Source organism: [Rhizobium] kunmingense (genome assembly GCF_977018605.1).
Genome location: NZ_CDRNXG010000001.1, coordinates 1845552 through 1871138 on the forward strand (window position 1 = coordinate 1845552; position 25587 = coordinate 1871138).

Here is a 25587-nt window from a genome sequence, read left to right on the forward strand (position 1 = left end):
CTGTTCGATGCGAACGGTCCGGATTGCTGTCCGGGCCGTTTTTCATTTGAGGATTTTATCGGGCCGTGCGGCGGGTGGGCAGACGCCAGAGAGCGGTTCTCTTGCCCTTGAGCAGGAGGTGGACCGGCCGCTCGAAACATTCGTAGCCTGCAATGCCGACGATCGTTCCAAGCACAGTCGCCGCAAGCATGAGAACCACTGCCGGCAGGGACAGAAGCGTGCCGAATTGCACGACGACCGACACTGCGAATGTGTGCCAGAGGTATATGGAGTAGGAACTGTCGCCGAGATAGGCAAGACTAGGCATGGTGGGCAGTCGGCCGGATGCCTCGACGGACAGGGCGCCCAAAACCAGCATAACAGCCAGCGGCCCGCAGGAGCGTGCGTCGAAATCGAGGCTCATAAGCTGGATGGTGGCAAAGCCCGCCAAGGAGAGTGCAATCAGGATAATCCCGAGCGGCATAGGCGGCAGATGGCCATTCTTCCATAGTTTCGCCAAGGCCGCGCCTGCGACGAATTCGAGAATGAGCGGTGCGGTATAGAAACCGAGGATCTTGTTTTGCGACTGCAGCAGAAGACCCAACAGGACAAGCGAACCAAATATGCCCGTCAGCGCCAGCAGGCGCCTTGACGGTCGCAAGGACAGAACAGCGGCAAAGACGACATAAAAGAAGATTTCGTAATTCAGCGTCCAGCCTTGCACTAGAACAGGCCAGAGGTTGCCGCCGTTGGGCGAGGCGACCGGCAGGAAGAGAAAAGACCCGGCAATATGGGCCGGATCCAGCTGCAGGTTGGGAAACAGTCCTGCCAAAGCGCCAAGGATCATCACCAACGTCGCGGCCCAGTAGGCAGGCGCGATGCGCAGCAGACGGTTTCGCAGGAAGCCTGCGGGCGTGTCGTGCCGGCCGTCACTGATCGCCATCATGATGAAGCCGCTGACGACGAAAAATACATCGACGCCTGCCGCACCGATGGTGAAATGTAGGCCTGTACGCTCGCCTGCGTGGAAGAGGACGACTGCCAAGGCGGCGAAGGCCCTGAGATACTGGATCAAGTAAAGCGTCTGCATCGGTATACTACCTCAACGGGCCATCGTGCCGGCCCGTTCTGGAGCAAGCTGGCTGTAGGCAACGCGTGCCGGTTGACGGCCATGTCCAAGCGCGAGCTTTCCGGCGGCGAAGTAAAACAGGAACGAGCCCACATGATAGGGGTTCATGATGTCGATTTCGACGAAGGAGCGCACGAGGAGCAGGCTGGCGATGCCGAAGAGGAGCAGCGATTCCGGTGTTCTGGCAATTGTCAGCAGGCGCTTGAGGTGGCCGATGAAGATCGTCATCAGGATGAAGCACAGGAGTGCGAGGCCGATCACGCCGGTCTCCACCATCGTCTCGATATAGGTGTTGTGGAAGTGGAAGCCGGTGCGGCCGGTGATGTAGAAATAATCCCAAAGTCTCTCGGCCTCGGCATAACCCTGCACCCACCAGCCCTGATACCCGATGCCGAGGATCGGATATTCGCCTGCGGCCAGGATGCCCTGTTGCCAGAGATAGGTCCGTCCGGTCAGCGTCGAATCCTTGCCGAAGACGCCAAGGATCGCGTCCATCGCACCGACCTGCATGGCGGCGACGACCGCGCCGATGCCGATGATCAGGGCCGCGCCGAAGAACATGCGGCGGTGTTTCGGCGAGAAGATCATGAAGCCCTGAAGGCCGACGCAGCCGGCGACGATGCCGAGCGTGGTGATCACCGAGGTCGCCGATTGCGAGGCAAACAGCGAATAGGCGGAGATCAGGCCCGCGCCACCTGCAACGAGGAACCAGATGCCGCGTTCGCGGAAGATCATCACCGCAGCATAGCAGAAGAAGACGCCCAGAGAGGCATAGAAGCCGAGCTGGTTCTTCGAGGAAAAGGCGCCGACGAAGCTGAAGGTGCCGTCCATCGCATCCGGCAGATAGGTGCCGAACAGCAGCGAATAGATGAGGACGACGGTGACGGCGAGCATCGAGCCGCGCGTCAGGGTCGTGGCGCTGATGGTGCGCATGGCGATCAGCGCGCAGATCACGTGGGTCAAATACTGGATCGCCGTCCTCAGCGAGGTTCCGAAGGCCGGAGACCAGAAGGCGGAGACGAAGCAGAACACCGCGAAGGAGAAGATCCAGAGATATTTCAGGTAGTTGCCGAGGGCGCGCTTGTAATCGACCGCCACCAGCAGGAACCAGACGCCGTAATAGGCGAGAATGGAAATCTGCCCGAACCGACCGGAATAGGCGAAGACGAAGTAGGAGAGCGTTATGGCCACTAGGCCATAGAGCTCGTTCCTCGCCGGGTCGATCAGGGCGGATTTCGCAATTCTCATTCAGTCGTCTTCCTTTTGGCAGGCCGCCATGGCGGCTGCCTGCCTGATCGTTACTGCATCAACAGCTCGGACGAGACCTTTATCACGTCGCCGGGACGCAGGACCGCGTTCTCGTCGACGGTTACTTCCTTCGGGCCTTCGCCGGTATCGCGGACGATCACGTATTTGATCGTCGCATCCTCGTTTTCCGGATCAAGCTTCAAGGCTTCGGCGGACTGGGCAAGCGCCTCCTGCATCAGCTGGCGGCTCGTTGTCAGTTCGAGGCCGAGCTTTTCCAGCGAGGCTTCAGTGTCCTGCAGTTCCTGGGCGCGCTGGGCGTCCCAGTCGTTGCGCAGGTTGATCTCGTCCTGGTTGGCCTTGTTGATGTCCTGCTTGGCGCGCAGCGAGGCGGTGCTGGTATCCAGCATGTTGGATTCCAGATCGGCGGCGCGTTCTTCCGCCGAGATGCGGCGGCTTGCCGTGGCAAGCCCCTGTTCGGTCAGCTTGGCCATCCGGTCGCGATCGTCGTTGACTAGTTTGAGCTGGCGTTCCTGCGTCACGGCCTTCTGGGACAAGGACTGGACTTCGGTGTCGAGCAGGTCCTTCAGGTCTGTCAGCGCCTGAAGCTGCAACTCGTAGCGCTGGCGGCGGGATTTCATCAGTGCCGCCTCGCTGGCGATCAGCTGCTGGGCATTCGGCAGGTCCTTCAGCTCGTCGGGGACCGGTAGTTCGGAGGCGCCGGAGATTTCAGCGATCAGACGTGCCCGGCGTGCGATCAGGCGTCCGCGTTCGGACGTGCTGACATCGGCATCGCCGCGTGCACGGATGAAGTCTCGGGCGAAGCGCTGGCCGGCATCGGCGCGGCGCAGGCCGCCGGCTAGGCTGACGGCCTTCAATACGGTGAGATTGGGCGAATAGGGGAACTCGCCCGGATTTTCGATGTCGCCGGCCAGGAAGACCGGGCGGAACTGCGCAACCTCGACGGAGGCTGACGGCAGGTTGCGCAAGGCGAACTGGCTCTGCAGGCGCTCGCCGATCGCGGCTGCGACATCGGCGGTCGTCTGGCCGGCGGCATCGAGATCGCCGATAAAAGGCAGGGAGACCGAGCCGGAGGGCCCGACCGTGTAATCGCCGCTCACCGCATCCCAGTCGCGGATACTGCCATCTGCCGGCTGCCATTCGGCGACGCGGATACGCAGCTTGTCCATCACGCCGAGGCGATAGGCATTTTCCTGGTTGCGCGGTTTTGCCGGCGGTTTGACGGCGACCGGTGGTTTGGCGGTGGTCTCGGTCGAGGTCGTCGGGCTTGCAGGTTGCGCAGGCGCGCTGCTCGCCGGCTTGGAGCCAGTCTGGGAGCCGCTCTGGGCGTAAGCCGGCGCTACCGCCGAAAAGGCAATACCCGCCGCCATTGCCAGCGTCGGGAAGCCGTGGGGAAGGATCAGTCTGATAGGCATCAGATCTCCTGAATTTTCATGCTTGGATTGGCCGCGCATCGGACGAACGTAGATGACGCGCGGCGTCGCCTTTTCAATAGCTGCCGCGTGCGAAGCAGACGGCGGGGATGGTGCGCATGATGATCGACATGTCCTGAACCAGCGACCAGTTCTGGACATAATGGGTGTCGAAGGCGATGCGGGTCTCGTAGGAGACATCGTTGCGGCCGCTGATCTGCCACAGGCCGGTCAGGCCGGGGCGGGTCTGCAGGTAGTAGACGGCAGAGCTGTCATAGACTTTCAGCTCGTCGTCTACGACCGGGCGAGGGCCGACGACGCTCATTTCACCGCGGATGATGTTGAGGAGCTGCGGCAGCTCATCAAGGCTCAGCTTGCGCAGGACGCGGCCAACGGCCGTGACACGCGGATCGTCCCGCAGCTTGCGGGTCTTGCGCCACTCATCCGCTGCCTCGGGATTTTCCCGAAGGTATTTGCGCAGCAGTTCGTCGCCATTGACCGCCATGGTGCGGAACTTCAGGCATTTGAACGTGCGGCCGCCATGGCCGATGCGGGCATGGCCATAGAAGGCCGGGCCTTTGTCGGTCATCTTCACCAGCGCCATGATCATCAGGAAGATGGGGCTGAAGACGATGAGCGCGAGGCCGGCGGACGTGATATCGAAGGCTCGTTTCGCCAATCCGCCGATCGGGAGGGTTCCGGCGGAGTGGTCTAGGTCTGCAAACGGCGTATTTGCCGAACGTGTCGCTGACTTCATAGAGAGAACTCCATTTAGGTTTTGCGATAGTCGGTGCCTGGGAGGCGACTTTTCTGAGTACCTATGGGATAATAAGTCTGTGTCTGGAATTTGATGCCAGTGAATTTTTTCTGCGCATGGGCGTCTCGCGGCCTGTCGCCGCCTCCGGGCATGCCCGGCGCCACTCTTGGTGGTGGCAATCCTAAATATAACGGTTTACGCGAATACTACTTATATTCGGTAAATTTGAATCGATCTCTAATATCGATCCTAATAAAAACTTGAGGCGCCTGTAATACCTGTCGTTGCGGGCGAACGATACATGTGTTGGTTCTTATCAGCGAGGCCGAAAGTAGCTTTGCGTTAGGACCAAAGGCCTAAGCCTGTTGCGCTGCAATACAATGCTGCAGTGCGGAAAGCGCATGATAGCGCTCAGTGACCTTTGTAACAATTAGTGATCAGATAACGAGGCCGTGAGGTCGCCGTGTGTGAACAAATGTTCCGGCGTGTGGCAATTCAGGCCAAAATGTGGCGATAGTGTGTTGTAATGGTGTGGTAACGGGGTGTTGAATCGTTTGAACGGTGTTTTCACCGGCGTTGGCGAATCTTACCAAAGTTTCACTAGGGCCGCGTGCGGGCGCGCGCGAAAATATTGAATGCCGTCTCTCGCGGTCGTATTATGCGGCAGCGGGAGAGCGATTGTCGAAGTTATGCGTAAGCAAGAAAATAGCCTCCGGGAGGTCTGAAATGTACGCACCGCGCGTATTCGTGAGCATGATAGGCGTCCTCGTCGTATTCGGCATTGCTGCCTACGCAATGAGTGGTTCTTTCCTTGCTGCCCTTGGCTGGACAGTTCTGTGCGCGGTTATACTTCAGGTCGGCTATTTCCTCGGTATCGTTTACATGGTGAAGCGCGAGCAGGAGGAGCGGGCGGAAAAGGCCCGGTCAGAGGGTGCCGGTTTGCGTCAGCGCAAGGATGAAGCTCCGCGCGACGAAATCCGGGCGGACGCTGCGGCCAGCCTCAGCGCCAACGACCGCTGATCGTTTCGGCGCGTTTGCACCGCAAAATCTTGCTCTTTCACATCGCCGCCATTTTCCTAGGTTCCATTGTCGAAGAGACGATTATGGAGACGGCGGACGATGGATAGGCTCATGGCGCAAGCTGGTACTGAAACGATCTGCGTAATCATCGCGGCCAAGAATGCCGCTGATACGATCGGGCTTGCGGTCACGTCGGCGCTCGGCGAGGAGGCGGTATCCGAGGTCGTGGTCGTCGATGACGGCTCCTCCGATGATACGGCCGGTGCCGCGCGTGCTGCCGACGACGGCACGTCGCGGCTGAGGATCATCAGCTTCGACGTCAATCAGGGGCCGTCTGCGGCCCGCAATGCGGCGATCGCTCAGTCCAGCGCGCCGCTGATCGCCATTCTCGATGCCGACGACTTCTTCTTTCCCGGCCGCTTTGCGCCGATGCTTGAGGAAGAGGGCTGGGATTTCATCGCCGACAATATCGCCTTCGTCGCCGATCCGGCAGCGCTGGCCGTGCCTGCGCGCTTCCAGTCCCGCTCACGGGAGATTTCGCTCGTGCAGTTCGTCGAGGGCAATATCTCGCGGCGGGGCAAGCCGCGCGGCGAGATCGGCTTTCTCAAGCCGGTCATGCGGCGCGAGTTCCTTGCCCGTCACCGGCTGCGTTATGACGAACAGCTGCGGCTCGGCGAGGATTACGATTTCTACGTCCGGGCGCTGGCGTCCGGCGCGCGCTACAAGGTGATCGAGCATTGCGGCTACGGCGCGGTGGTCCGCGGGGATTCGCTCAGCAGCCGACATCGCACCGAAGACCTCCGCCGGCTTTTCGAGGCAGACAATGCCGTTCTCGGTGAAATGTCGCTGCCGCCAGAGGCGCGCGAGGTCATAACCCGCCACCGCGATCATATACAGGCCCGCTACGAGCTGCGCGCCTTCCTCGATGTGAAGCGCGAGGCCGGCAAGGGCGGGGCGATACGGCACATGCTGTCGCGTCCGGCGGCGATCCCGGCCGTCGTGTCGGGTATCTTCTACGACAAATACGATGCGCTGAGCCGCAACAAGGCGACGTCGGCGGCTTCCCTGCCGACGTCACCCCGTTATCTTCTCTCGGGCGTGCCCGTCGCTCAGAAATAGTCGCGGCGAATACCGTCCAGAACCTCGCGGAAGGCGGCCTTCTTGGCCTCTTGCCGGTCGTCGGGGCTGAGCCTCGGCTGGGTGCGGCTTGCCTGCCACAGTGCCAGAATGGACGGAGTGGCCAGCGCCTGCTTGGCCATGCCGCGCAGGCCCGTCTGAGGCGGGGCTGAGCGGGTGAGCACCGTTCCCTCGGCGTGATCCGCAACCGGCGCGGCGGCAGGCTGAGAGCCTGCGTCGAAGCGGATCCCCCAGAAGCGCGAACCCTTCTTCACCGCCTCGGCGCGGGTCGAGACCGGCACGTAGCGCGGCTCGTAGGTCGTGCCGACCGACTGCGCCCAGTCGTTCCACTTGAAATTGTTGATCGAGCGCGAGGTGCTGACGGCAATCCACGGCACGCGGAAGGCATCGGCGAGGATCGCGCCATGCATGGATTCGGCGACGATCACCTCCGACTGGGCGATGTGGCGGATGACCTCCTTCGCCTCGCCGCGCGGGTCGAGATAGGTGAGGCCCGCCGGTTCGCAGACGGAGGCCCACATGCCGAATTCGGCCGATTCCCAATGCGGTATGAAGGTCTTCTTGTGGATCTTCGGAAGGTTCTGGAATTCCGGCATGTCGGCGATCAGTGCCGCCGGGTCGATGATGCCTTTTTCCGGTGGCAGGCCGAGCTTGGCCGCCGTCAGCGGGCCGCGCACGCAGCGCACGTCCCAATCGCTGGTGCTGGTATCGGGTGCCTCGCCATAGCCATAGCCTGAGCCGATGACGAGCTTTTTCTGGTCTGCCGGAAGCAGGACGGGGTTGAGCACCGTGCCGACGCCGACGAGCAGGACGTCGGGATGGACGTCCCGAAGGCCCGGCAGAAGGTAATCCCAGAGCCAGAGGTTCAGGTCGTCACCGAAGTTTCCGTGGTGGGATGCCCAGTAATAGGGTTTCATGCGTGGCCTCCATGGCTCGCGTTCGAAATCAGAATGATCATGCCTCTTCGGCCGATCGCGGTGTCAGCGTGCGGGTCGATTGAACTTGCCTGCACCCAGGCGGAAAGCCGCGCCGATGATGGCCGGGTCGCGCACCGCCCACTTCGCCAGGAGGCCAAGCTCCGGCGCTTCGCGGCGCTTCACCCGTCCCGCCTGGCTCCAAAGCGCCTGCTGGCGCGCGGTGTTCTTGTAGCCTTCGATCGAGGCGACGTCCGTGGGGCGTGCCTTGAAACGGGTTTCCAGCGTGTCGAGCGCCACCCAGGTGTTGAACTGCTGCTTGAGGAATTCCGGCGAGCGGTTGTCGATAGAGTGGAAGATGTTGATGCCCATGCCGCGGGCAGCCCCCGCATCGTCGCACAGCACGGTGCGCTTTGCCTTGAGCATGCTGTCGCAGAAGAACAGCACGTCTTCGGCGGCCAGCCTCAGCGCCGGGTCGAAGCGGACCGTTTCGAAGATCGGTCGGCCGATGACCATGCAGGAGAGATGCAGAAAGCTCCAGTTCTTCAGCATGACGCTGGCGATGTCGGGGATCTCGATGACAAGAGGCGCTTCGGAAAGCCGCGTGCCGCCTTCCTGTCGTTCCAGTTCGGCCATGCCGAAATGGTAGTAGAATTCCTCGCTCGCCTGCATCGAGGCGAAATAGCAGTCGGCGCCGAAGCGGCTCATGCTGTCGTAGGCATTCTGCAGGTGGTTGGGCAGCCAGACATCGTCCGAATCGAGAAGGGCGGCAAAGCGGGTATCGGCGGGGATATGATCGAGGCCGGTATTGCGCGCGCCGCCCGGACCACCGTTCGGCTGCAGCACGACCTTTATGCGCGAGCGCCAGTTGTCATCGATGTCCTTCAGCTCCATGTCCGCAGGATAGGGTGACTCGTCATCGACGACGATGATATCGAAATCCTGAAACGTCTGGTCGAATATCGATTTCAAGGCTCGGCGCAGAATGCCGTCCTCTTTTTGATAAAATGGAATAATTATCGTGAACGTCGCCATGTTTTCGCCCCTGCTCCTTAAAAGAATTGCAAGCCACTGACGTTTGCCGTGCCTTCTGTTCGACGGCTCAGCCGCCTCTAGTCATAACCTCCAGCATTAGGAATTCAGACATGGCCCCAACCCAAGGTGTCAAGACAGTCACGACCAATGTCGGCTGGAGCGTGCTATCAAAGACCGCTACATTCGGGCTGAAATTTGTCACGGTTCCGATTCTGGCAAGGCTTCTAACACCAGAAGATTTCGGTTCGGTGGCAGTGGCGCTTACTGTCGTGCAGTTTCTGGCGATGATCGGCGGGGCCGGATTGACGTCCGCACTGGTGGTCGATCGCGACGGCGACATGGATACCGTTCACACGGTTTTCTGGACGAATCTGGCCATGGCCTGCCTTATGGGCGGGCTGCTTTTCTTCGGCGCCGATACGCTCGCGGGCTGGATGGGCGCGCCGGAAAGCGCCTGGCTGCTGCGCCTCATGGCCGTGCTCATTCCGTTGCAGCTTGCCGGCGATGTCGCCTATTCGCTGCTCGCCCGGCAGATGAATTTCAGCAAGGATGCGGTGCTGAGCACCGTGTCGGAATCGGCCGCGGCGCTGATTGCGGTGGCCATGGCGTTTCTCGGCTATGGCATCTGGGCGCTGGTCTTCCAGCTGTTCGCCGCCGCCATCATCCGCCTTGTCGGGCTCTACGCGGTGACCCGCTACATGCCGCATCTGGTGCTGAAACCCGCCAAGATCAGGCCGCTGCTTTCCTTCACCTGGGGGATGATGGGGTCGGAAATCGCCAATTTCGTCACCTTCCAGTCGCCGATGATCGTGATTGCCCGCATGCTGGGGCTTGCCGATGCCGGCGCTTACTCCGCCGCCAACCGGTTTGCCAGCATTCCGAACCAGGTCGTCCTGTCGGCCGTCATGGGCGTGCTGTTTCCGGCCTTCAGCCTGATGGGCGACGATCGCAAGCGGCGCTCGGACGCGCTGATGTTTTCCACCCAGGTGACGACCGTGCTGCTTGCACCGGCAATGTTCGGCCTGTGGGCGGTGGCGGAACCGGCGATGCTGGTGCTGTTCGGGCCGCAATGGGCCTATGCCTGGCCGGTGCTCGGCCTTCTGGCGCTGTCGAAGGCGATCGTGACGCCGTGCAGCACGTTCATTCCCTACCTCAAGGGCACGGGCCACGCGCAGGTGCTGTTCTGGTCGGCGGTGCTCAGAGCGATCGCCACGACGGCGGCGATCGCGCTCGGCGCCTATTACGGCGATCTGGTCACCGCCATGTGGGGGCTTTGCGCCGTCAACGCGGTGACGCTGATCGGTTATTCCTGGGCGGTGTTCCGCGTCGACGAGATCCCCTTCGTGCGCGGCATGATGACCAGCAGCCGCTCGATGATCTCGGCGCTCGTCATGGCGCTTTCCGTGCGTGCCTTCCTCGATGCCTTCGAGGCACATCTGACAAACCCCTATATCGAGGTGGTGGTCGGCGGCATCGTCGGCGGTGTCGTTTATGGCGTGCTGTTGCTGCTCACCGAGCGGGCGCTGATCGGCAAGATCCTCGGCATGGTGAAGCGCCGCAGATCGGCCGCCGCCTGAGCAATATGGCCGCGGCAAACCGCTACCACAGGTTTGCCGCCTTTTTGCCGCAATCTGCCATGTTTCCCGTCGGCAGCTCACGGCCGGAACACGAAAACGAGAAAAATGATGATTGATTTTCGTATTCGTCGGTGTGCTGCGACGCGGCATTCCGATGCCGTTTCGCGAATGAAAACTCAGGGATAGCCGGGTTTCCAGCGCTTCCCGCCTACGCCGCGGCAGTGCGAAAACGCGACACCTGCTAGATTTCGCACCTGCCCAAATTGCTGCGCTGCCACATTTTGCTCCAAACTCTTCGTGATGCTGTTGGTCAACGCGGGCTCAAGTCTGCTCTGATTGAATTGGCGGTGACGGGAGGCACTGCTCAAAAGGGGTGACTCGTTTGACTGTCGACCAAAACATTTCTTCTCGTATCAATTTGATGCGTATCTTCCTGATCTGCGGCATCGTTTTCGTTCACGTCCCGCATGATCCCGAAACTTCCGCTTTTCTCGGTTCAAATTCCGGGTTCGACTGGCTGCGCGTGTTTCTCGTCGACAGCCTGTTCCGGATCGGCGTGCCGTGCCTGAGCATGATTTCCGGTTATCTGCTGATGCGCAAAGGCGCTGATGCATTCGACTACGGTCGCGTCGTGCGCTCCAAGTCGATGACCGTGCTTCTGCCGTTTCTTCTTTGGAACCTCGGCCTTTTCGTGTTCGTGCTCGCCATCCAGCGGGCCGGCGTCGCGGTTGGTTATTTCCCGGACCTGTGGTCGATGTCGGCGCGTGAAGTGCTGACCCAGGCGTTTGCGACCGAAGGCCTGCCGGTCAACGTGCCGCTCTACTTTCTGCGCGATCTGTTCGTCTGCATCCTGCTGTCGCCGATCCTGCTGTTCCTGCTGCAGCGCGCGGCCCTGCCGACGCTTGCGATCCTCTTTGTGCTTGCGGTCATTCCCGAACTGACGCTCGGCATCGTCGTCAAGCGCTCGATCCTGTTCAGCTTTGCGCTCGGCATGCTGATCGCGCTGCGTCAGGTGGATCTCAAGGCGCTTGACCGGTTCGCCGTTCCGGGCACGATCGCGACGTTGGTCGCCGCCGTCGGCCTGTCGGTTGCGCTTTACGCAACGGGGCCGGAATTTACCTGGTCGGTCGACCTGATGCGCAATGCGCTGTCGATCGTCGGGGCATTCGGCTTCTGGATGATCTCGGCGATCGCCATCAATTTCCGCTTCGGCCAGCGCCTGGCCGCCACCGGCAGCCTCAGCTTCTGGGTGTTCTGCGCCCATTATCCGGTGCTGGTGCTGATGTGGATGGTGTGGAACCGCGTCGGTACGGTCGACGCCTATCCGGTCTTCTACATCGGCGCGGTACTGCTGACGCTGGTCCTCATGGTCGTCAGCAATGCGCTGGCGCTGCGGTTCATGCCGCCCGTCTACCAGATCCTGACCGGCAGCCGCGGCCGGAAGGCAAAACTCGCCAAGGCTACGTCCAGCCGCCCCGTCGGATCGTCGCATCCGATGGAACCGAAACTGTCACAGCAGCGCAGGTGAGATCATGATTTCTTTCAGGTACACGATCACCGCCGTCATCGGATCGATTGCACTGTCGGCCTTGTCGGCGGTCACTCCGGCTTCGGCGCAGGGGTCGATGAACAGCAAATCGTTCGTCGAGAATTTCGACAGTTTCGACCGATCCTTCTGGTATGTCTCGGACGGCTGGAACAACGGTGCGCATCAGAACTGCACCTGGTCGCGTCGGCAGATCAATACCGAAGGCGGAACGCTCAGCCTCAGCTATTCCGAGGGCCAGTCGAAGGACCGCAAATATCTGTGCGGCGAGGTGCAGACCCGTGCGCGCTATCTGCACGGCACCTATGAGGTGCGGATGAAGGCGGCGACCGGCTCCGGCCTCAACTCGGCCTTCTTCACCTATATCGGCCCGACCGACAAGCAGCCCTGGGACGAGATCGACTTCGAGGTGCTGGGCAAGAACAGCAACCAGGTGCAGGTCAACCAGTATATCGGCGGCAAGGGCGGCAACGAGAAGCTGATCCCCGTCGCCGGCGGTGCCGACCAGGGGTTCAACGACTACGCCTTCGTCTGGGAGGAAGACCGGCTGCGTTACTTCCTCAACGGCAAGCTGGTGCATGAGGTGACGGACAAGTCGAAGATCCCGACCCATGCGCAAAAAATCTTCCTCAGCCTCTGGGGCACGGATACGTTGCGCGACTGGATGGGCCGCTTTTCCTACAACGGCCAGACTTCGATGGTCATCGATCGCGTTTCCTTCACCGCTCCGGGCGATGCCTGCCAGTTCCCGGAATCGGTTGCCTGCAATCTCGACTGAGGCGGTCCCACCCTCGGTCGCTCTTCCATTCGCTTAGATCCTCATGACTTTCACCCACCGGAGAAGGCCCGTTTGACGATACAGGTTCTCTATCTTGCCCACGATCTGGCCGATGCCGCCATCAGGCGGCGCGTGCTGACCCTCAAGGCCGGGGGGGCGGATGTGACCGTTGCGGGATTTTCGCGCGGCAGGAATTTGCTCGAGGGCGAGCCGGGGGTATCGACCATCGTTCTCGGTACCACGGCGGACGGACAGTTCGGCCAGCGGATCAAGGCGATCCTCAAGGCCAGCGCCGGGCTGAAGACGAAGCTTTCCGGCATCGCGCGGCCCGACGTGATCATTGCCCGCAATCTCGAAACGCTGGCGCTGGCAGGCCAGGCGGCGCGGCTCTTCGATCGTCGCCTGCCGGTCGTCTACGAATGCCTCGATATTCACCGGCTGCTGCTCGATGATGGTTTGAAGGGGAAGCTGGTGCGCGGCTTCCAGCGCCATTTCGGCCGCCGGGCGCAATTGCTGATCACCAGTTCGCCGGCTTTCGTCGAGAACTTCTTCAAGCCGCGTTCCGGTCTCGACCTGCCGATCCTGCTTTTGGAAAACAAGGTCCTGTCGCTCGACGCCGGGAACGAAGCTCTTGTTCCGACTGTCCGCCCGCCGCAGCCGGGAAAACCCTGGCGGATCGGCTGGTTCGGCGCGATCCGTTGCGCCAAGTCGCTGTCGATCCTCGTCGATTTTGCCCGTCGCATGGAGGGCCGGGTGGAAATCGTGCTGCGCGGGCGACCTGCCCATAGCGAGTTTGCCGATTTCGACCGCATCGTCGTTGAAGCGCCGCATGTGGAATTCCACGGGGCTTATAAGAACCCGGAGGATCTGGCGGCGATCTATAACGACGTGCAGTTCAGCTGGGCGATCGACTTTTTCGAGGAAGGCCAGAATTCCGAATGGCTGCTGCCGAACCGGCTGTATGAAGGCGGGCTCTACGGCGCGGTGCCGATTGCCTTGTCTTCGACCGAGACCGGCCGCTTCCTCGCCCGCCGCGATATCGGCCTGACCATAGATAAGGCGACGCCGGACGCATTGGTGTCACTGTTCAATGCGATGACGGTGGAGGCCTATGCGCAGGCGTTTGACCGCGTTGCGGCCATCGAGCGTGGCCAATGGGTGACCGGACCGGCGGATTGCCGGGCGCTGGTCGCCAGACTTGCATCCCTGAAACCCGATCTACGATCGCCTGCCGAAATGCAGGCTGCGTCAACCGTGCAGTCGTGAGGTGGAACATGGTAGAGAGTGAAATGCCCGGCTCCGATAGTCTTAGTCCGCAAGCCGCGCCAAAGGTCCTGCTCGTCATTCCCTGCCTCAACGAGGCAAGGACGATCGAGCCGCTGTTGCGCAAGCTCGAGATCCAGCGCGGTTCAACCGAGATGCTGATCGTCGTCGCCGATGGCGGCAGCAAGGACGGCACGGTCGAGATCGTCCAGAGGCTCGTCGGCAAGATTGCCGATCTCGTGCTGCTCGACAATCCGAAGCGGATCCAGAGTGCGGCGATCAATCTTGCGGTCGAGCGGTTCGGCGACGGCCGCGATTACCTGATCCGTATCGATGCGCATGGCGATTACCCGGACAATTACTGCCAGGCGCTGATCGACGAGGCGGTGCTGAAGCAGGCGGATTCGGTTGTCGTCGGCATGGAAACTGTCGGTTTCGGCAATTTCCAGCAGGCGACCGCAATCGCGCAGAATTCCAAACTCGGCAATGGCGGTTCCAAGCACCGTGCCGGCGGCGGCGGCGAATGGGTGGACCACGGTCATCACGCGCTGATGCGCATCGCCGCCTATCGCCAGGTCGGCGGCTACGACGAGACGTTCAGCCACAACGAGGATGCGGAACTGGATTTCCGCCTGCGCCGGGCCGGTTTCCGTATCTGGATGACGGGCAAGACGTTCATGACCTATTACCCGCGTTCCAGCGCGTCGGCGCTGTTTCGCCAGTATCTCGGCTATGGCCGGGGCAGGGCGAAGAACCTCATCAAGCACCGCGCCATTCCGAAAATCCGGCAGGCGATCCCGCTTGCGGTGGCACCCGTCGTGATCATCGGCCTCTTCGCGCTGCTGCACTGGTGGGCGATCGTGCCGTTAGCGATCTGGGCGCTCGCCTGCCTTGCCTATAGCGCACTGATGGCCGCGCGCCAGCGCAACGGGCTTGCCTTCTATGCCTCCGTTCCGGCGATGATCATGCATTTCGCCTGGTCGGCCGGGTTCTGGATGGAACTGCTCGGCATCAAGCCGAAAAGGACTGCGTGATGACCGAGCTTGCCCCGACCCGCATCGATATCGGCATCTGCACCTTCCGCCGCCCGGCGCTGAAGGAGACGCTGCAATCGCTTTTCGCGCTCGACGTGCCGGCGGGCACCTCGGTGCGCCTGATCGTGGCGGACAATGATGCCGTTCCGAGCGCTTCCGATCTGGTCGACAGCCTGCGCGGACAATCGCCCTTCGACATTCTCTATGTCCATTGCCCGAAGTCGAACATCTCGATCGCCCGCAATGCCTGCCTTTCTTCTGCCAATGCGGATTTCCTCGCCTTTATCGACGACGACGAAACGGCGACGCCCGGTTGGCTGGCCGCGCTTTACGCCAAGGCGCACGAGACGGGTGCCGAGACGGTACTCGGCCCGGTGCGGGCGCTTTACGGCGATGACAGCGCCGGCTGGATGCGCGACGGCGATTTCCACTCGACCATGCCGGTCTGGGTGAATGGCCGCATCATTACCGGCTATACCTGCAATACGCTGCTGGACATGCGTTCGCCGCTGGTCGCCTCGCGGCGTTTCGCGCTTTCGCTCGGCCAGAGCGGCGGCGAGGATACGCATTTCTTCTCGCAACTGACGGAGGCCGGCGGGCGGATCGAATTTGCTAAGGATGCGCTGGTGACCGAGCCGGTGCCGGCAAGCCGCGCCAGCTTTGCCTGGCTTGCCAAGCGCCGCTTCCGCTCCGGCCAGACCCATGGCCGCATCATTGCGGCGAAAAACGCGGGAACGAAACGGGTGCCGAAGGCGTTGGTGGCTGTCGCAAAGGCCGCCTATTGTGGTGCGGTCGCGGCCGTCTTTTCGCCTATGCCGGTGAAGCGGAACCGATATGCGCTGCGTGGCGCGCTGCATGTCGGTGCGGTAATGGGCATGCTTGGCGTCAAGGAAATCCGCCAATACGGCACAGCGGAGGCCGCATGACCATCGTTCCACCCACCATCAGCCCTCCCGACGTGAGTTTCATCATCGCCGCCTACAACGCGGAAGACACGTTGGCGCGTGCGATTGACAGCGCGCTTGCGCAGGTCGGCGTCACGGTCGAGGTGATCATCGTCGACGATTGCTCGACGGATGGCACCCGCGAAATCGCCAAGAGCTATATGGATCCGCGCGTGCGCCTGATCTGCCAGCCGGAAAACGGCGGACCGGGCAGGGCGCGCAATACCGGCATCGATGCCGCGGTCGGGCTATGGGTGGCGACGCTCGATTCCGACGATGCGCTCTACCCGGACCGTCTTCTGTCGATGATCAATCGGGCCAAGGCGTTCGACGCGCAGATGGTGGTCGACAATGTCGACGTCGTGCCGATGGCCGGCGGTGCGCCGGAAACGATGTTCGAGCGGGAATTCCTGGAAAAGCAGGGCGAGATCACGCTGGCGGAATTCATAAACTCCAACGTCATCTTCAAGTCGACCTTCAATTTCGGCTACATGAAGCCGATCTTCGACCGGGCCTTTCTCGTCGACCATGACTTGGCATTCGACGAGACGCTGAAGATCGGCGAGGACTACATTCTGTTCGCCGCGATGCTGGCAAGCGGCGCGCGCTGCGCTGTCGATCCGGTTCCCGGCTACGTCTATTATCTGCGCGAGGGTTCCATCTCGCGGGTGCTGAAGCAGCATCACGTCGATGCCATGCTGGAGGCAGACCGTCAGTTCATCGCTCGTTTTCCGCTGGAGCCGAAGGCTGCCGAGGCGCAGAGGCGCCGTACCCGCAGTCTGATCGAGGCCCGCTCGTTTCTAACACTCGTCGACGACGTCAAACGCAAGTCGGTCGGCGGGTTCCTCAAAACTGCGATTCAGGCACCGGGAGCGCTCAAGCACTTCCGGATGCCCATCGTCGTTCGCATGCGCCGGCTGGCAAAAGCCGCCGGCGTCAACTGAAATCCGATCGGATAAGGGCGAGACGCCCCCTAGAAAGGACTAAGGAATGGACTTGAAGAGACCCGTGCGCAAAGCGGTCATCCCCGTTGCAGGCAACGGAACGCGGTTCCTGCCGGCAACCAAGGCGATGCCGAAGGAGATGCTGACGATCGTCGATCGTCCCGTCGTGCAATATGCCGTCGACGAGGCCATGCAGGCCGGCATCGAGAACATCATTTTCGTGACCAGCCGCAACAAGACGGCGATCGAAGACTATTTCGACAGCAATCCCGAACTGATCGCCAGCCTGACCCGCTCCGGCAAGACGGTGCAGGTGACGCAGCTTGAAAAGATGCTGCCGCTCGCCGGTACCGTGAGCTACACCCGCCAGCAGGTGCCGCTTGGCCTCGGCCATGCCGTCTGGTGCGCCCGCGAACTGGTGGGCGACGAACCCTTCGCGCTGCTTTTGCCCGACATGGTCTCCTATGGCGCGCGCGGCTGCATGGCCGGCCTGATGGATCTTTATGAGGAAGTCGGCGGCAATGTCTTCGCGGTCGAGCAGTGCTCGCCGGAGGAAACCTCCAGCTACGGCGTCGTCAGCATGGGCAACGACGTCAAGCACGGTTTCCAGGTCACCGGCATGGTGGAAAAACCGAAGCCGGAAGACGCGCCGTCAAACTATTATCTCAATGGCCGCTATATTCTGCAGCCGCAGATTTTCGAGCTTCTCGAAAGCCAGGAACGTGGTGCCGGCAACGAGATCCAGCTCACCGACAGCATGCAGAAGCTTTTGAAGCAGCAGCCGTTCCACGCGCAGCCCTATCAGGGCCGCACCTTCGATTGCGGCAGCAAGCGTGGCTTCATCGAGGCCAACGTCGCCTTCGCCATGCTGCGCTCCGACATGGCCGGCGATCTGGCCGTGACGATCAAGGACCTGCTCGCCTCGCACGAGACAAAGGTCCGCGCGGCGTAAGCTTCCGATGATAATGGGAAAGGCGGGACAACCGCCTTTCCTGCACTACTTCCCCAAGAGTGGATGACGATATGGACCAGGCAAATTTCCGACCGATGGCTATGTTTCAGAACGAGCAGAGAGATCAGGACACGTTCATCGATCTCGACAAGCTGTGGTCTGCGGCCATGCGCCGGATGGGTATTATCGTCATCTGCGTCGCGGTCATGGTCGCGCTCGCCGGGCTTTATCTGCTGACGGCAAATCCGCGCTACACGGCGATGACCCATATCCTGCTCGATGACGACCTGTCGCGCTATGCGGAAGACAGTGCTCAGAGCAGCAACCAGTCCGCCCAGCTTCTCGACAACAGCATGTCGAGCACGGTCGAAATCCTCAAATCCAAGGAGCTTGCGCTCAGCGTCGTCGACCAGGCGAAGCTTGCGGAGAACGACCTGATCGTCAATCCGCCGCAGTCGCCCGTCGACCTCGTCAAGGGCATGGTCCGAAGCGTCCTGTCGCTCGTCAGTTCCGGCTCGCCGCCGGCAACCGAGGCACAGGTCCGCGAAGGGCTGAGGCAAAAGGCGGCGGCGATCCTGCAGCAGTCGATCACCGTCGAGCGCGTCGGCCGCAGTTCGGTCATCGCGCTGTCGGCCCGCTCGTTCGAGCCGCGGCTGTCGGCGCAGATCGCCAATACCTATGCGCAGGCCTATCTGACCGAGCAGCTCGACGCCAATTTCAATGCGACGGAGAAAGCGAGCCTGTGGCTGCAGGAACGTCTGAACGACCTCAACACCCGCGCCCAGCAGGCGTCTCTGGCGGTCGAACAGTACAAGCGCGAAAAGGGCCTCATCTCGCCGCGCGGCGAACTTCTTTCCGCTCAGCAGCTCTCCGATCTCAACAGCCAGCTGATCGTCGCCCAGGCTGATGCCGCCACTGCCGCGGCCCGCTACAACCAGTACAGGGCGATCGTCGAGCAGGGTCCGGAATCGGCGGTCGAGAACGCCGTCGTTTCCAACCGCGATACGGACAACACGGTGATGCAGGATCTGCGCCGTCGCTATATCAGCATCAACGATCGCGAACAGGGCATCGTCCAGCAGTTCGGTGCGGACCACCCGCAGGCGGTTGCATTGCAGGGCGAGAAGCAGGACGTCATCAACCAGATGTTCCGCGAGCTGCAGCAGTTGACCGGCAGCTTCCGCAACGAGCTCGACGTGGCGCAGTCGCGCGAGCAGTCGCTGCGCGACAACATCCAGAAGGTTGCCGGCAACAATGCCGATGCGAATGTCAACATGGTGCAGCTGCAGGAGCTGGAGCAGCGGGCGCAGGCGCTTCGCACACTCTATGAATCCTACCTGCACCGCTTCGAGCAGGCGTCGCAGCTTCAGTCTCTGCCGATCGCCAAGGCTCGCGTGATTTCCGATGCCGGCCTGCCGAATTCGCCGTCCAGTCCGCGCAAGACGCTGACCATGGCGCTGTCCGTCGTGCTCGGCCTGATCATCGGCGGCGGTGTCGCGGCCGTGCTCGAATTGCGCGAGCGGTTCTTCCGTACCGGTGAGGACGTGCAGAACAAGCTCGGCATGCGCTTCCTCGGCTACCTGCCGAAGATCGCCGGCGGGATGCGTGAGGATGCACCGAAACCGGATGGCGCGCAGGAGCCGCAGTCGAAGGCCGAAGACGCCAACCTGCCGCCGGGAGATCCGATCTCCTTCCGCCGCATGATGCGGGTCGCGGTCGAAGCGCCGCGCTCGCAATTCGCCGAAACGCTGCGCAACACCAAGCTGGCCTGCGATATCGTCCTGCAGGGGAAGAAATGCGCCGTCATCGGCGTCGTTTCCTGCCTGCCGGGTGAGGGCAAGTCGACGGTTGCGGCCAACTTCGCCGGTCTGATCGCCTCCAGCGGTGCGCGCACTCTGGTCATCGACGCCGACCTGCGTAATCCCGGCCTTTCCAAGATGCTGGCGACCGAGCCGGAAGCGGGTCTTGTCGACGTCATCCTGCACAAGAAGTCGTGGACCAGTGTCGCGCGTGTCGACCGCCGTTCGCGCCTCACCATCCTGCCGATGACGACGCGCGGCCGTCAGGTCACGCATACGAGCGAACTCTTGGCCTCCACCGGCATGAGCCAGTTCCTCGAAAGCATCAAGGAGACGTTCGACGTTATCGTCGTCGATCTGGCGCCGCTTATCCCGGTTATCGATGCCAAGGCGTTCGAACCTTACGCCGACGCCTTCGTCTTCGTGACGCAGTGGGGCGAAACGCCGGCCAAGGCGGTGCAGAGCGTGCTTCACTCCGAGCCGCAGATCGCCGCCAAGACTGTCGGCGTCATTCTCAACAAGACCGATCTTGCCGAGCTGCACAAGTATGCCGATCCGGGTGCGCCGGAACGTCTGCGCAGCAACTACCTGTCCTATTATCGGGACTATAAGGAAGTCTCGACGGATTAAGTCTCAGGCGGCCCGGTTTCCGGGCCGTTTTCGTATCCGGGCGATGCGTTGTCGTAGAGCGTGATCGTCGACGCGGAACCGGCTTGGCTTTCGTCGAAATTGTTTCAGCGCCTTGTGCGAAGCCCGTCCATCAGGAGGCCGATCAGGCGCTCGGCGCTTTCACGCCATTGCGGCGTGTCGGGGATGGAATAGATGCTGGCCATGGCGTGCATCAGATCGGTATGGCCGATATCCTCGCGCACCAGCCCCTGTTCCTGGGCTTCGGCCAAAAGCCGTTCGAAGGCCTCGCGGATGCGGCCGAACCCCTCGGCGAAGGTGGAGGCGTCGGAGCTGGTGATGGTCTTCAGGCTCTCGGCCATGCCGCGCTTGGTGGCGATGTAGGCGACGAAGCGGTGCATCCATTTTTCCAGCGCGACATCGGCCTTTTCCGTGCGTGAAAGCGCGTCGGCGGCGTCGGCCATGATCTGCAACTCGCGCCGGTAGACGACCTCGACCAGGTGCTCGCGGGTCGGAAAATGCCGATAGAGCGTGCCAATGCCGACGCCGGCCTTGCGCGCTATATCCTCCAGGGAGGTCTCGACACCCTTTTCGGCAAAGGCTTGTGCCGCCACCTCGATCAGCCTGTCGCGGTTGCGCTGCGCGTCCGCTCTCAGTTTCGGCGCGGTCTGCTCTTCGCTTTTCGACACAGCCGGGGTCAATTCATGCTCCAACGCATTCTGGGGAAATGGCTCATCCGGTTCTAGATGACGAGCGGGTGGGTGTCATGCCGAAATGCGCCGGTTCCGGATTTTGGAGTTTGGAGCAATTGACTGACTGAGAGCTTCAATCCTGCGAATACCGCTCCTCATTCCACGGATCGCCGCGCATGTGATATCCGTTCTCCTCCCAGAAACCGGCGAAGTCGTCGCTGAGGAAGTCGATCCGCTTCAGCCACTTGGCGCTCTTCCAGAAATACAGATGCGGCACGACAAGGCGTACCGGGCCACCGTGTTCCGCCGTCAGCGGCGCACCTTCCCAGTGGGTGACGACAATCGCGTCGGCGGCGGAGAAATCCGAAAGCAGCAGGTTCGTGGTGTAGTCGTCGTAACTCGTCAGCATCACCGAATAGGCCTCCTCCTTCGGACAGACGAGATCGAGGAGATCGCGGGTCGAGACGCCCTTCCAGTTGTTGTCGTAGCGCGACCATGTCGTGACGCAATGGATGTCGGAGAGCATGTCCGATTGCCGAAGAGCCCGGAAGGCCGCCCAGTCGAGCGTCAGCGGATTGTCGACGAGGCCGCGGATCTCGAGCGTCCACTGCGCCGTCGAAACGGCCGGCTGCTGGCCGAGATCGAGAACCGGCCAGTTCTTCACCAGATGCTGGCCGGGCGGCAGGCGATCGGTTTCGGGGTGCGCGTGCCGACCGGTGAGGAATTTTCCCTCGTCGGCCCACTTGCGCTTGGTTACGGTGAGTTTGCTTGCCTCTCCCGTTATAGGACCTGATGGGGGCTCTGGCGGGGTGTCGTCGGCCATCTGCGGTTCTCCCTTTCGGTCGAGCAATGCGGTTCCGCTTGCGTCATCGGATAATCTGATGAAGAAGAGGGCAAATCAATTCCCTGTCTTTCATAATCCTCCCGGAATATCATGGCCGCCTCCAATCCCCGTTTCAATCCGCTCGTCGACAACCTCTCCTTGCCGCCGGTTCCCTCCGTTGCTGCATGGGGCCGCGCTTATGACGGATCGCGAGGGCCGCTGATCGACCTGTCTCAGGCGGTGCCCGGCTATCCGGCGCATCCCGACATGCTGAAGCTGCTCGGCGAAACCGGCTCGTCGACCGCCTATACCGGCTACGGACCGATCGAAGGCGAGACGGTGCTGCGCGAGGCTTACGGCGCGCATATCGCAGAGGTCTACGCGGCAAGACTTTCCGCCGCCAACACGCATGTCACGTCCGGCTGCAACCAGGCCTTCGTCTGCGCGGCGATGACGGTCGCCGGTCCCGGCAGCACGATCCTGATGACCGAGCCGTTCTATTTCAATCACGAGACGACGCTCTCGATGATGGGTATCAGGACCGCTTTCGTGTCCTGCACGGCGGAAGCAGGTTTCCTCCCGGATGTCGCCGCCATCAAGGCGGCGATCACCGCTGACGTCAAGGCGCTGGCTCTCGTTTCGCCCAACAACCCGACCGGAGCGATCTATCCGCCGGCACTGCTCGAAGCAATCTTCCTGCTTTGCCAGAAGAAGGGCATCTGGTTGATCCTCGACGAGACCTATCGCGATTTCCTGCCCGAAGCCGGACAGCGGCCGCATGGTCTTTTCAATCTCGACGGCTGGGAAGAGACGCTGATCAGCCTCTACAGCTTCTCCAAGTCCTTCTGCATTCCCGGCCATCGTCTCGGTGCTATCGCGGCCGGCGAAGCGGTGATCGGCCAGGTCGCCAAGATCATGGACAATCTGCAGATCTGCGCGCCACGCGCCGCGCAGGGTGCCGTCGCCGCAGCACTACCGCTGCTTGCCGCATGGCGCGAGGAAAACCGTCAGGAGATCGGCCGCCGCGCCGAGGCGCTCAAGGCTGTCATGCAGCAGCTGCCGGCGTGGAAACTCGACGCGATCGGCGCCTATTTTGCCTTCGTGCGTCATCCGTTTGACGGCGTGGGTTCTGCTGACGTGGCCGAGAAGCTGGCAAAGTCCGCCGGTATCACCTGCATTCCGGGCGTCTATTTCGGTGAAGGACAGCAGAACTACCTGCGCTTTGCCTTCGCCAATGCCGATGTCGAGACGATCGCGCTGCTGACGGAACGGCTCAAGGCGTTCTCTATTTAGGAACCAAGCTGTCGGCCAATGGTTCTCTCCCGTGTTGGCAAAGGGAGAGAGGCCATGACGCAGGAAACATCGAAGGAAGCAACGCGGTTTGGCAGCAGTCAGCCGAGTGTCGCCAGCAGCTGCGGCACCGGCGAGACGCAGTTGAAGAAACAGCCAAGTCCGGCCAGTATCGAGATCAACAAGGCCCGCAAGGCCAAGGGCGTCGATACCGTCGCCCCATCGGACGATCGTGTTGCCGATGCGGGCGACGCGGGCTGATCCCAAGATTTGTCGTGTGTGCCATCCTGCTTGCGCTGGGCGCGGTCGGCGAGTGCCGGTCGGCATCGTCCTTCCTATTTCCAGACAGGAGGAGGTAAGCAAATGGCCAAGGCTTACTGGGTCGCCACATATCGCTCCATCACCAATCCCGATGCGCTCGCGGCTTACGCAAGACTGAGCGGCCCGGCCATCGTTGCCGCGGGTGGCCGCATCCTGGCGCGGGGTATGCCGTCGCTCGTCTATGAGGCGGGGCTTGAGCAGCGTACCGTCCTGATCGAGTTCGACAGCGTCGAGCAGGCGAGGGCCGCGCATGACAGTCCCGCCTATCAGGCGGCGATGGCGTTGCTCGCCGGCGGTGTCGAGCGGGATATCCGCATCGTCGAAGGGCTATGAGCCTTCGCCGCAGAGATTACGGCGAAGGCGGACTTTATTGGCATAAAAAATTCCGCTGTCAGCGAATATGCGGCGACGCCGCCGGCTGCGATGCAATGCGGCCGGCCAGATCGACGATGCGTTGCATCGCGGTTTCGAGAACGTCTTCCGGTACGGTCAGCGAAATGCGCAGAAAGCCTGCGGCCTGATCGCCGAAGGATGTGCCGGGCATGACAGCGACCTTCTCTTGGCGCAGGAGTTCCCAGGCGAATTCCTCGCCGCCGAGGCCTGTCGCGGTCACGTCGAGCAGGATGAACATGCCGCCTTCCGGCGGCATCGGCTTGACCAGATTGCTGCCGCCGAGAAGCTTTTCGACGATCGCCACGCGCTTTGCATAGTTTTCACGCATCACGTCGGCGGTGGGGAAATGCTGTGACAGGGCCATCGCCGTCATGTCGGCAATGAAAGGCTGGACGCCGAAGAGCATGATTTCGGAAACCGGCAGCAGCCTTTCGCAGAATTCCTCAGGACCCGCCGCCCAGCCGGAGCGGAAGCCGGGAGCGGCATGAGATTTCGAGATCGACGAGACGGCGATCGTCCGCTCGGCCAGGTCCGGCATGTCGAAGGGCGAGGCGAATTCGGTGCCGTCGAAGATCAGCTGTTCGTAGACTTCGTCGGAAATGATCCACAGGTCGTGCTTGTGGCAGACTTCGCCGATCGCGGCGATCTCGGCCTTGGTCAGCACAGCTCCGGTCGGATTGTGCGGCGTGTTGAGAAGCAGCACGCGGGCTTCCGGGGTGATGGCGCGTTCCAGATCCTCCGCCTTCAGGTGGAAGCGGTTTTCCGGGCGCAGCGGCACAGGGATCATATGCGCGCCGGTGGAGGCGATAACGCCTTCATAGGTGGCATAAAGCGGATCGCCGACCAGCACGCCGTCGCCCGCGCCCACAAGGCCGGTCATGACACAGTAGAGCGCGCTCTGGGTGCCGGGGAAGCAGAGAAAATTGCGCTCGGTCACGCCCGCGCGGCGCTTTGAATATTTGTCCACCAGCGCCTTCAGCACCGCCGGCTCGCCGCGACCGTTGGAGTAGCGGGTACGGCCGGAATGCATGGCGCGGGCCGCCTCGTCGAGCAGCGCCTTGTCGGGCGCAACATCCGGCTCGCCGATCGTCAGTTCGATGATCTCCTCGCCCTCGGCCTTCATCCGGCGGGCTGTCAGATGCAGCGCCCAGCGGCCGGAGCCTAGATGGGCAAGACGGTCGGTGATCGAGGCATAGCGCATGCGTATTTCCTTCATGGGTCGGAAGCCAGTTCGCCCGGCTTCAATCGCAAAAGTGCTTCTACCGAAGCAAGGGCCGTATCGGCCAGCTCGTTCTCGGCAAAAAGATCGGCGGTCAGCGTGCCTTCCAGCCACAGTCCGTCGGTCAGCGCGTTGAGCGAGATCGCCAGGCTGCGGCATTGCCTCTCGGACAGCGGTGTGCCGCGTTCCTCGAAGAAGGCTGTCAGTAGCGTCTCCAAGGCTTCAAGAAAGGTGAGATAGCTTTCCCGGTGGATGGCGGAAAAGGTCGGGTCGGTCTGGATGTGGCTGATGAAGGCGGCCCAGAGCGACAGCGTGCGGCTGTCGGTGACCGGAGGCGTAACGTTGGCGACAATGAAGCGCCCCAGCCTTTCCTTCGGCGTCAGGCCTGCCGCGGCCGCATCGACGGCGGCTCTCGTCATGCCGGTCATGACCGCCCTGTAGGCGGCCTCCAGCATCTGGTCCTTGCCGGTGAAATAATGGCGGATAAGTCCCGCGGTCACGCCCGCGCGGGTGGCAATCTGGCGCACGGTCGCGCCCTGGATACCGCTTTCGGCAATACAATCGAGCGTGGCGAGGATCAGGTCCTCGCGGCGCTCGGCCTCGCTGGCGCGGGTATAGGTGCGGCGGCCAACAGCCATGTCGATCGTCCTGCTCGCTGTCTGCCGACGCGGTGGCGCCGTTTCATAAGCAGCTTATTATACGATCGGATAATTGGCGGGCAAGTGCTTCGACCACC

The 25587-nt window shown here is 61.9% G+C and carries 24 protein-coding genes; 14 read left to right on the top strand and 10 right to left on the bottom strand.

The window, feature by feature from the left end:
* Window positions 1–55 precede the first annotated feature (55 nt).
* The 4 genes from AC0JZ4_RS08700 to AC0JZ4_RS08715 all read right to left on the bottom strand — a co-directional run bounded on the left by AC0JZ4_RS08700 (window position 56) and on the right by AC0JZ4_RS08715 (window position 4543).
* Window positions 56–1069, bottom strand: coding sequence for an acyltransferase family protein (locus AC0JZ4_RS08700; RefSeq protein ID WP_471885985.1), 1014 nt, complete (start codon window positions 1067–1069; stop codon window positions 56–58).
* 12 nt (window positions 1070–1081) lie between these two features.
* Window positions 1082–2356, bottom strand: a complete 1275-nt coding sequence (locus AC0JZ4_RS08705; RefSeq protein ID WP_471885986.1) for an O-antigen ligase family protein — start codon at window positions 2354–2356, stop codon at window positions 1082–1084.
* Window positions 2357–2406: 50 nt separating this feature from the next.
* Window positions 2407–3789 carry a polysaccharide biosynthesis/export family protein gene (locus AC0JZ4_RS08710; protein ID WP_471885987.1) on the bottom strand — a complete coding sequence of 461 codons (1383 nt, stop codon included), beginning with the start codon at window positions 3787–3789 and terminating at the stop codon, window positions 2407–2409.
* 73 nt (window positions 3790–3862) lie between these two features.
* A complete protein-coding gene (locus AC0JZ4_RS08715) occupies window positions 3863–4543 on the bottom strand; it encodes a sugar transferase (RefSeq protein ID WP_471885988.1) in 681 nt (226 codons plus the stop codon).
* A 726-nt stretch (window positions 4544–5269) separates the two neighbouring features.
* Between AC0JZ4_RS08715 and AC0JZ4_RS08720 the strand changes: the two genes are divergently transcribed.
* Complete coding sequence (locus AC0JZ4_RS08720; protein WP_471885989.1) at window positions 5270–5563, top strand: exopolysaccharide production repressor protein; 294 nt, start codon at window positions 5270–5272, stop codon at window positions 5561–5563.
* Window positions 5564–5674: 111 nt separating this feature from the next.
* Window positions 5675–6682 carry a glycosyltransferase family 2 protein gene (locus AC0JZ4_RS08725; protein WP_471885990.1) on the top strand — a complete coding sequence of 336 codons (1008 nt, stop codon included), beginning with the start codon at window positions 5675–5677 and terminating at the stop codon, window positions 6680–6682.
* Here AC0JZ4_RS08725 and AC0JZ4_RS08730 read toward each other — a convergent pair.
* Both AC0JZ4_RS08730 and AC0JZ4_RS08735 read right to left on the bottom strand, forming a co-directional pair.
* Complete coding sequence (locus tag AC0JZ4_RS08730; RefSeq protein WP_471885991.1) at window positions 6673–7617, bottom strand: polysaccharide pyruvyl transferase family protein; 945 nt, start codon at window positions 7615–7617, stop codon at window positions 6673–6675. The genes AC0JZ4_RS08725 and AC0JZ4_RS08730 overlap by 10 nt on opposite strands.
* A 63-nt stretch (window positions 7618–7680) precedes the next feature.
* On the bottom strand, window positions 7681–8649 hold the full coding sequence (locus AC0JZ4_RS08735; protein WP_471885992.1) for a glycosyltransferase family 2 protein: 969 nt from the start codon (window positions 8647–8649) through the stop codon (window positions 7681–7683).
* 110 nt (window positions 8650–8759) lie between these two features.
* On the opposite strand from AC0JZ4_RS08735, the gene AC0JZ4_RS08740 reads away from it, so the two are divergent.
* From AC0JZ4_RS08740 to AC0JZ4_RS08780, 9 genes are all read left to right on the top strand, one after another.
* Window positions 8760–10226 (top strand): lipopolysaccharide biosynthesis protein, encoded by a 1467-nt coding sequence (locus AC0JZ4_RS08740; protein WP_471885993.1) that lies wholly within the window; start codon window positions 8760–8762, stop codon window positions 10224–10226.
* A gap of 421 nt (window positions 10227–10647) precedes the next feature.
* Complete coding sequence (locus AC0JZ4_RS08745) at window positions 10648–11754, top strand: acyltransferase family protein (protein ID WP_471885994.1); 1107 nt, start codon at window positions 10648–10650, stop codon at window positions 11752–11754.
* 4 nt (window positions 11755–11758) lie between these two features.
* Window positions 11759–12550 (top strand): endo-1,3-1,4-beta-glycanase ExoK, encoded by a 792-nt coding sequence (exoK, locus tag AC0JZ4_RS08750; protein ID WP_471885995.1) that lies wholly within the window; start codon window positions 11759–11761, stop codon window positions 12548–12550.
* A gap of 72 nt (window positions 12551–12622) precedes the next feature.
* Complete coding sequence (locus AC0JZ4_RS08755; protein ID WP_471885996.1) at window positions 12623–13816, top strand: glycosyltransferase; 1194 nt, start codon at window positions 12623–12625, stop codon at window positions 13814–13816.
* Between the two features lie 8 nt (window positions 13817–13824).
* Window positions 13825–14847, top strand: coding sequence for a glycosyltransferase family 2 protein (locus AC0JZ4_RS08760; RefSeq protein ID WP_471885997.1), 1023 nt, complete (start codon window positions 13825–13827; stop codon window positions 14845–14847).
* Entirely contained in the window at window positions 14847–15773 is a 927-nt protein-coding gene (locus AC0JZ4_RS08765; RefSeq protein ID WP_471885998.1) for a glycosyltransferase family 2 protein, read from the top strand. Before AC0JZ4_RS08760 ends, AC0JZ4_RS08765 begins: the two co-directional genes overlap by 1 nt.
* A complete protein-coding gene (locus AC0JZ4_RS08770; protein WP_471885999.1) occupies window positions 15770–16735 on the top strand; it encodes a glycosyltransferase family 2 protein in 966 nt (321 codons plus the stop codon). Before AC0JZ4_RS08765 ends, AC0JZ4_RS08770 begins: the two co-directional genes overlap by 4 nt.
* A 46-nt stretch (window positions 16736–16781) precedes the next feature.
* The gene (gene galU / locus AC0JZ4_RS08775; protein ID WP_471886000.1) at window positions 16782–17687 is read left to right on the top strand and encodes a UTP--glucose-1-phosphate uridylyltransferase GalU; all 906 of its coding nucleotides are present in this window, start codon (window positions 16782–16784) and stop codon (window positions 17685–17687) included.
* A gap of 71 nt (window positions 17688–17758) precedes the next feature.
* Entirely contained in the window at window positions 17759–20116 is a 2358-nt protein-coding gene (locus AC0JZ4_RS08780; RefSeq protein WP_471886001.1) for a polysaccharide biosynthesis tyrosine autokinase, read from the top strand.
* A gap of 104 nt (window positions 20117–20220) precedes the next feature.
* Here AC0JZ4_RS08780 and AC0JZ4_RS08785 read toward each other — a convergent pair whose 3' ends face one another.
* Both AC0JZ4_RS08785 and AC0JZ4_RS08790 read right to left on the bottom strand, forming a co-directional pair.
* A complete protein-coding gene (locus AC0JZ4_RS08785; RefSeq protein ID WP_471886002.1) occupies window positions 20221–20814 on the bottom strand; it encodes a TetR/AcrR family transcriptional regulator in 594 nt (197 codons plus the stop codon).
* Window positions 20815–20938: 124 nt separating this feature from the next.
* Window positions 20939–21628 (bottom strand): sulfite oxidase-like oxidoreductase, encoded by a 690-nt coding sequence (locus AC0JZ4_RS08790; protein WP_471886003.1) that lies wholly within the window; start codon window positions 21626–21628, stop codon window positions 20939–20941.
* A gap of 111 nt (window positions 21629–21739) precedes the next feature.
* Here AC0JZ4_RS08790 and AC0JZ4_RS08795 point away from each other — a divergent pair, with 111 nt between their 5' ends.
* The 3 genes from AC0JZ4_RS08795 to AC0JZ4_RS08805 all read left to right on the top strand — a co-directional run bounded on the left by AC0JZ4_RS08795 (window position 21740) and on the right by AC0JZ4_RS08805 (window position 23572).
* On the top strand, window positions 21740–22921 hold the full coding sequence (locus AC0JZ4_RS08795; protein WP_471886004.1) for an aminotransferase: 1182 nt from the start codon (window positions 21740–21742) through the stop codon (window positions 22919–22921).
* 54 nt (window positions 22922–22975) lie between these two features.
* Window positions 22976–23179 carry a hypothetical protein gene (locus AC0JZ4_RS08800; RefSeq protein WP_471886005.1) on the top strand — a complete coding sequence of 68 codons (204 nt, stop codon included), beginning with the start codon at window positions 22976–22978 and terminating at the stop codon, window positions 23177–23179.
* A 102-nt stretch (window positions 23180–23281) separates the two neighbouring features.
* Window positions 23282–23572, top strand: coding sequence for a DUF1330 domain-containing protein (locus tag AC0JZ4_RS08805; protein ID WP_471886006.1), 291 nt, complete (start codon window positions 23282–23284; stop codon window positions 23570–23572).
* A gap of 58 nt (window positions 23573–23630) precedes the next feature.
* Here AC0JZ4_RS08805 and AC0JZ4_RS08810 read toward each other — a convergent pair whose 3' ends face one another.
* Together AC0JZ4_RS08810 and AC0JZ4_RS08815 are read right to left on the bottom strand one after the other, a co-directional pair.
* On the bottom strand, window positions 23631–24833 hold the full coding sequence (locus tag AC0JZ4_RS08810; RefSeq protein WP_471886007.1) for a pyridoxal phosphate-dependent aminotransferase: 1203 nt from the start codon (window positions 24831–24833) through the stop codon (window positions 23631–23633).
* 11 nt (window positions 24834–24844) lie between these two features.
* Window positions 24845–25489, bottom strand: a complete 645-nt coding sequence (locus tag AC0JZ4_RS08815) for a TetR family transcriptional regulator C-terminal domain-containing protein (RefSeq protein WP_471886008.1) — start codon at window positions 25487–25489, stop codon at window positions 24845–24847.
* Between the last annotated feature and the right edge of the window lie 98 nt (window positions 25490–25587).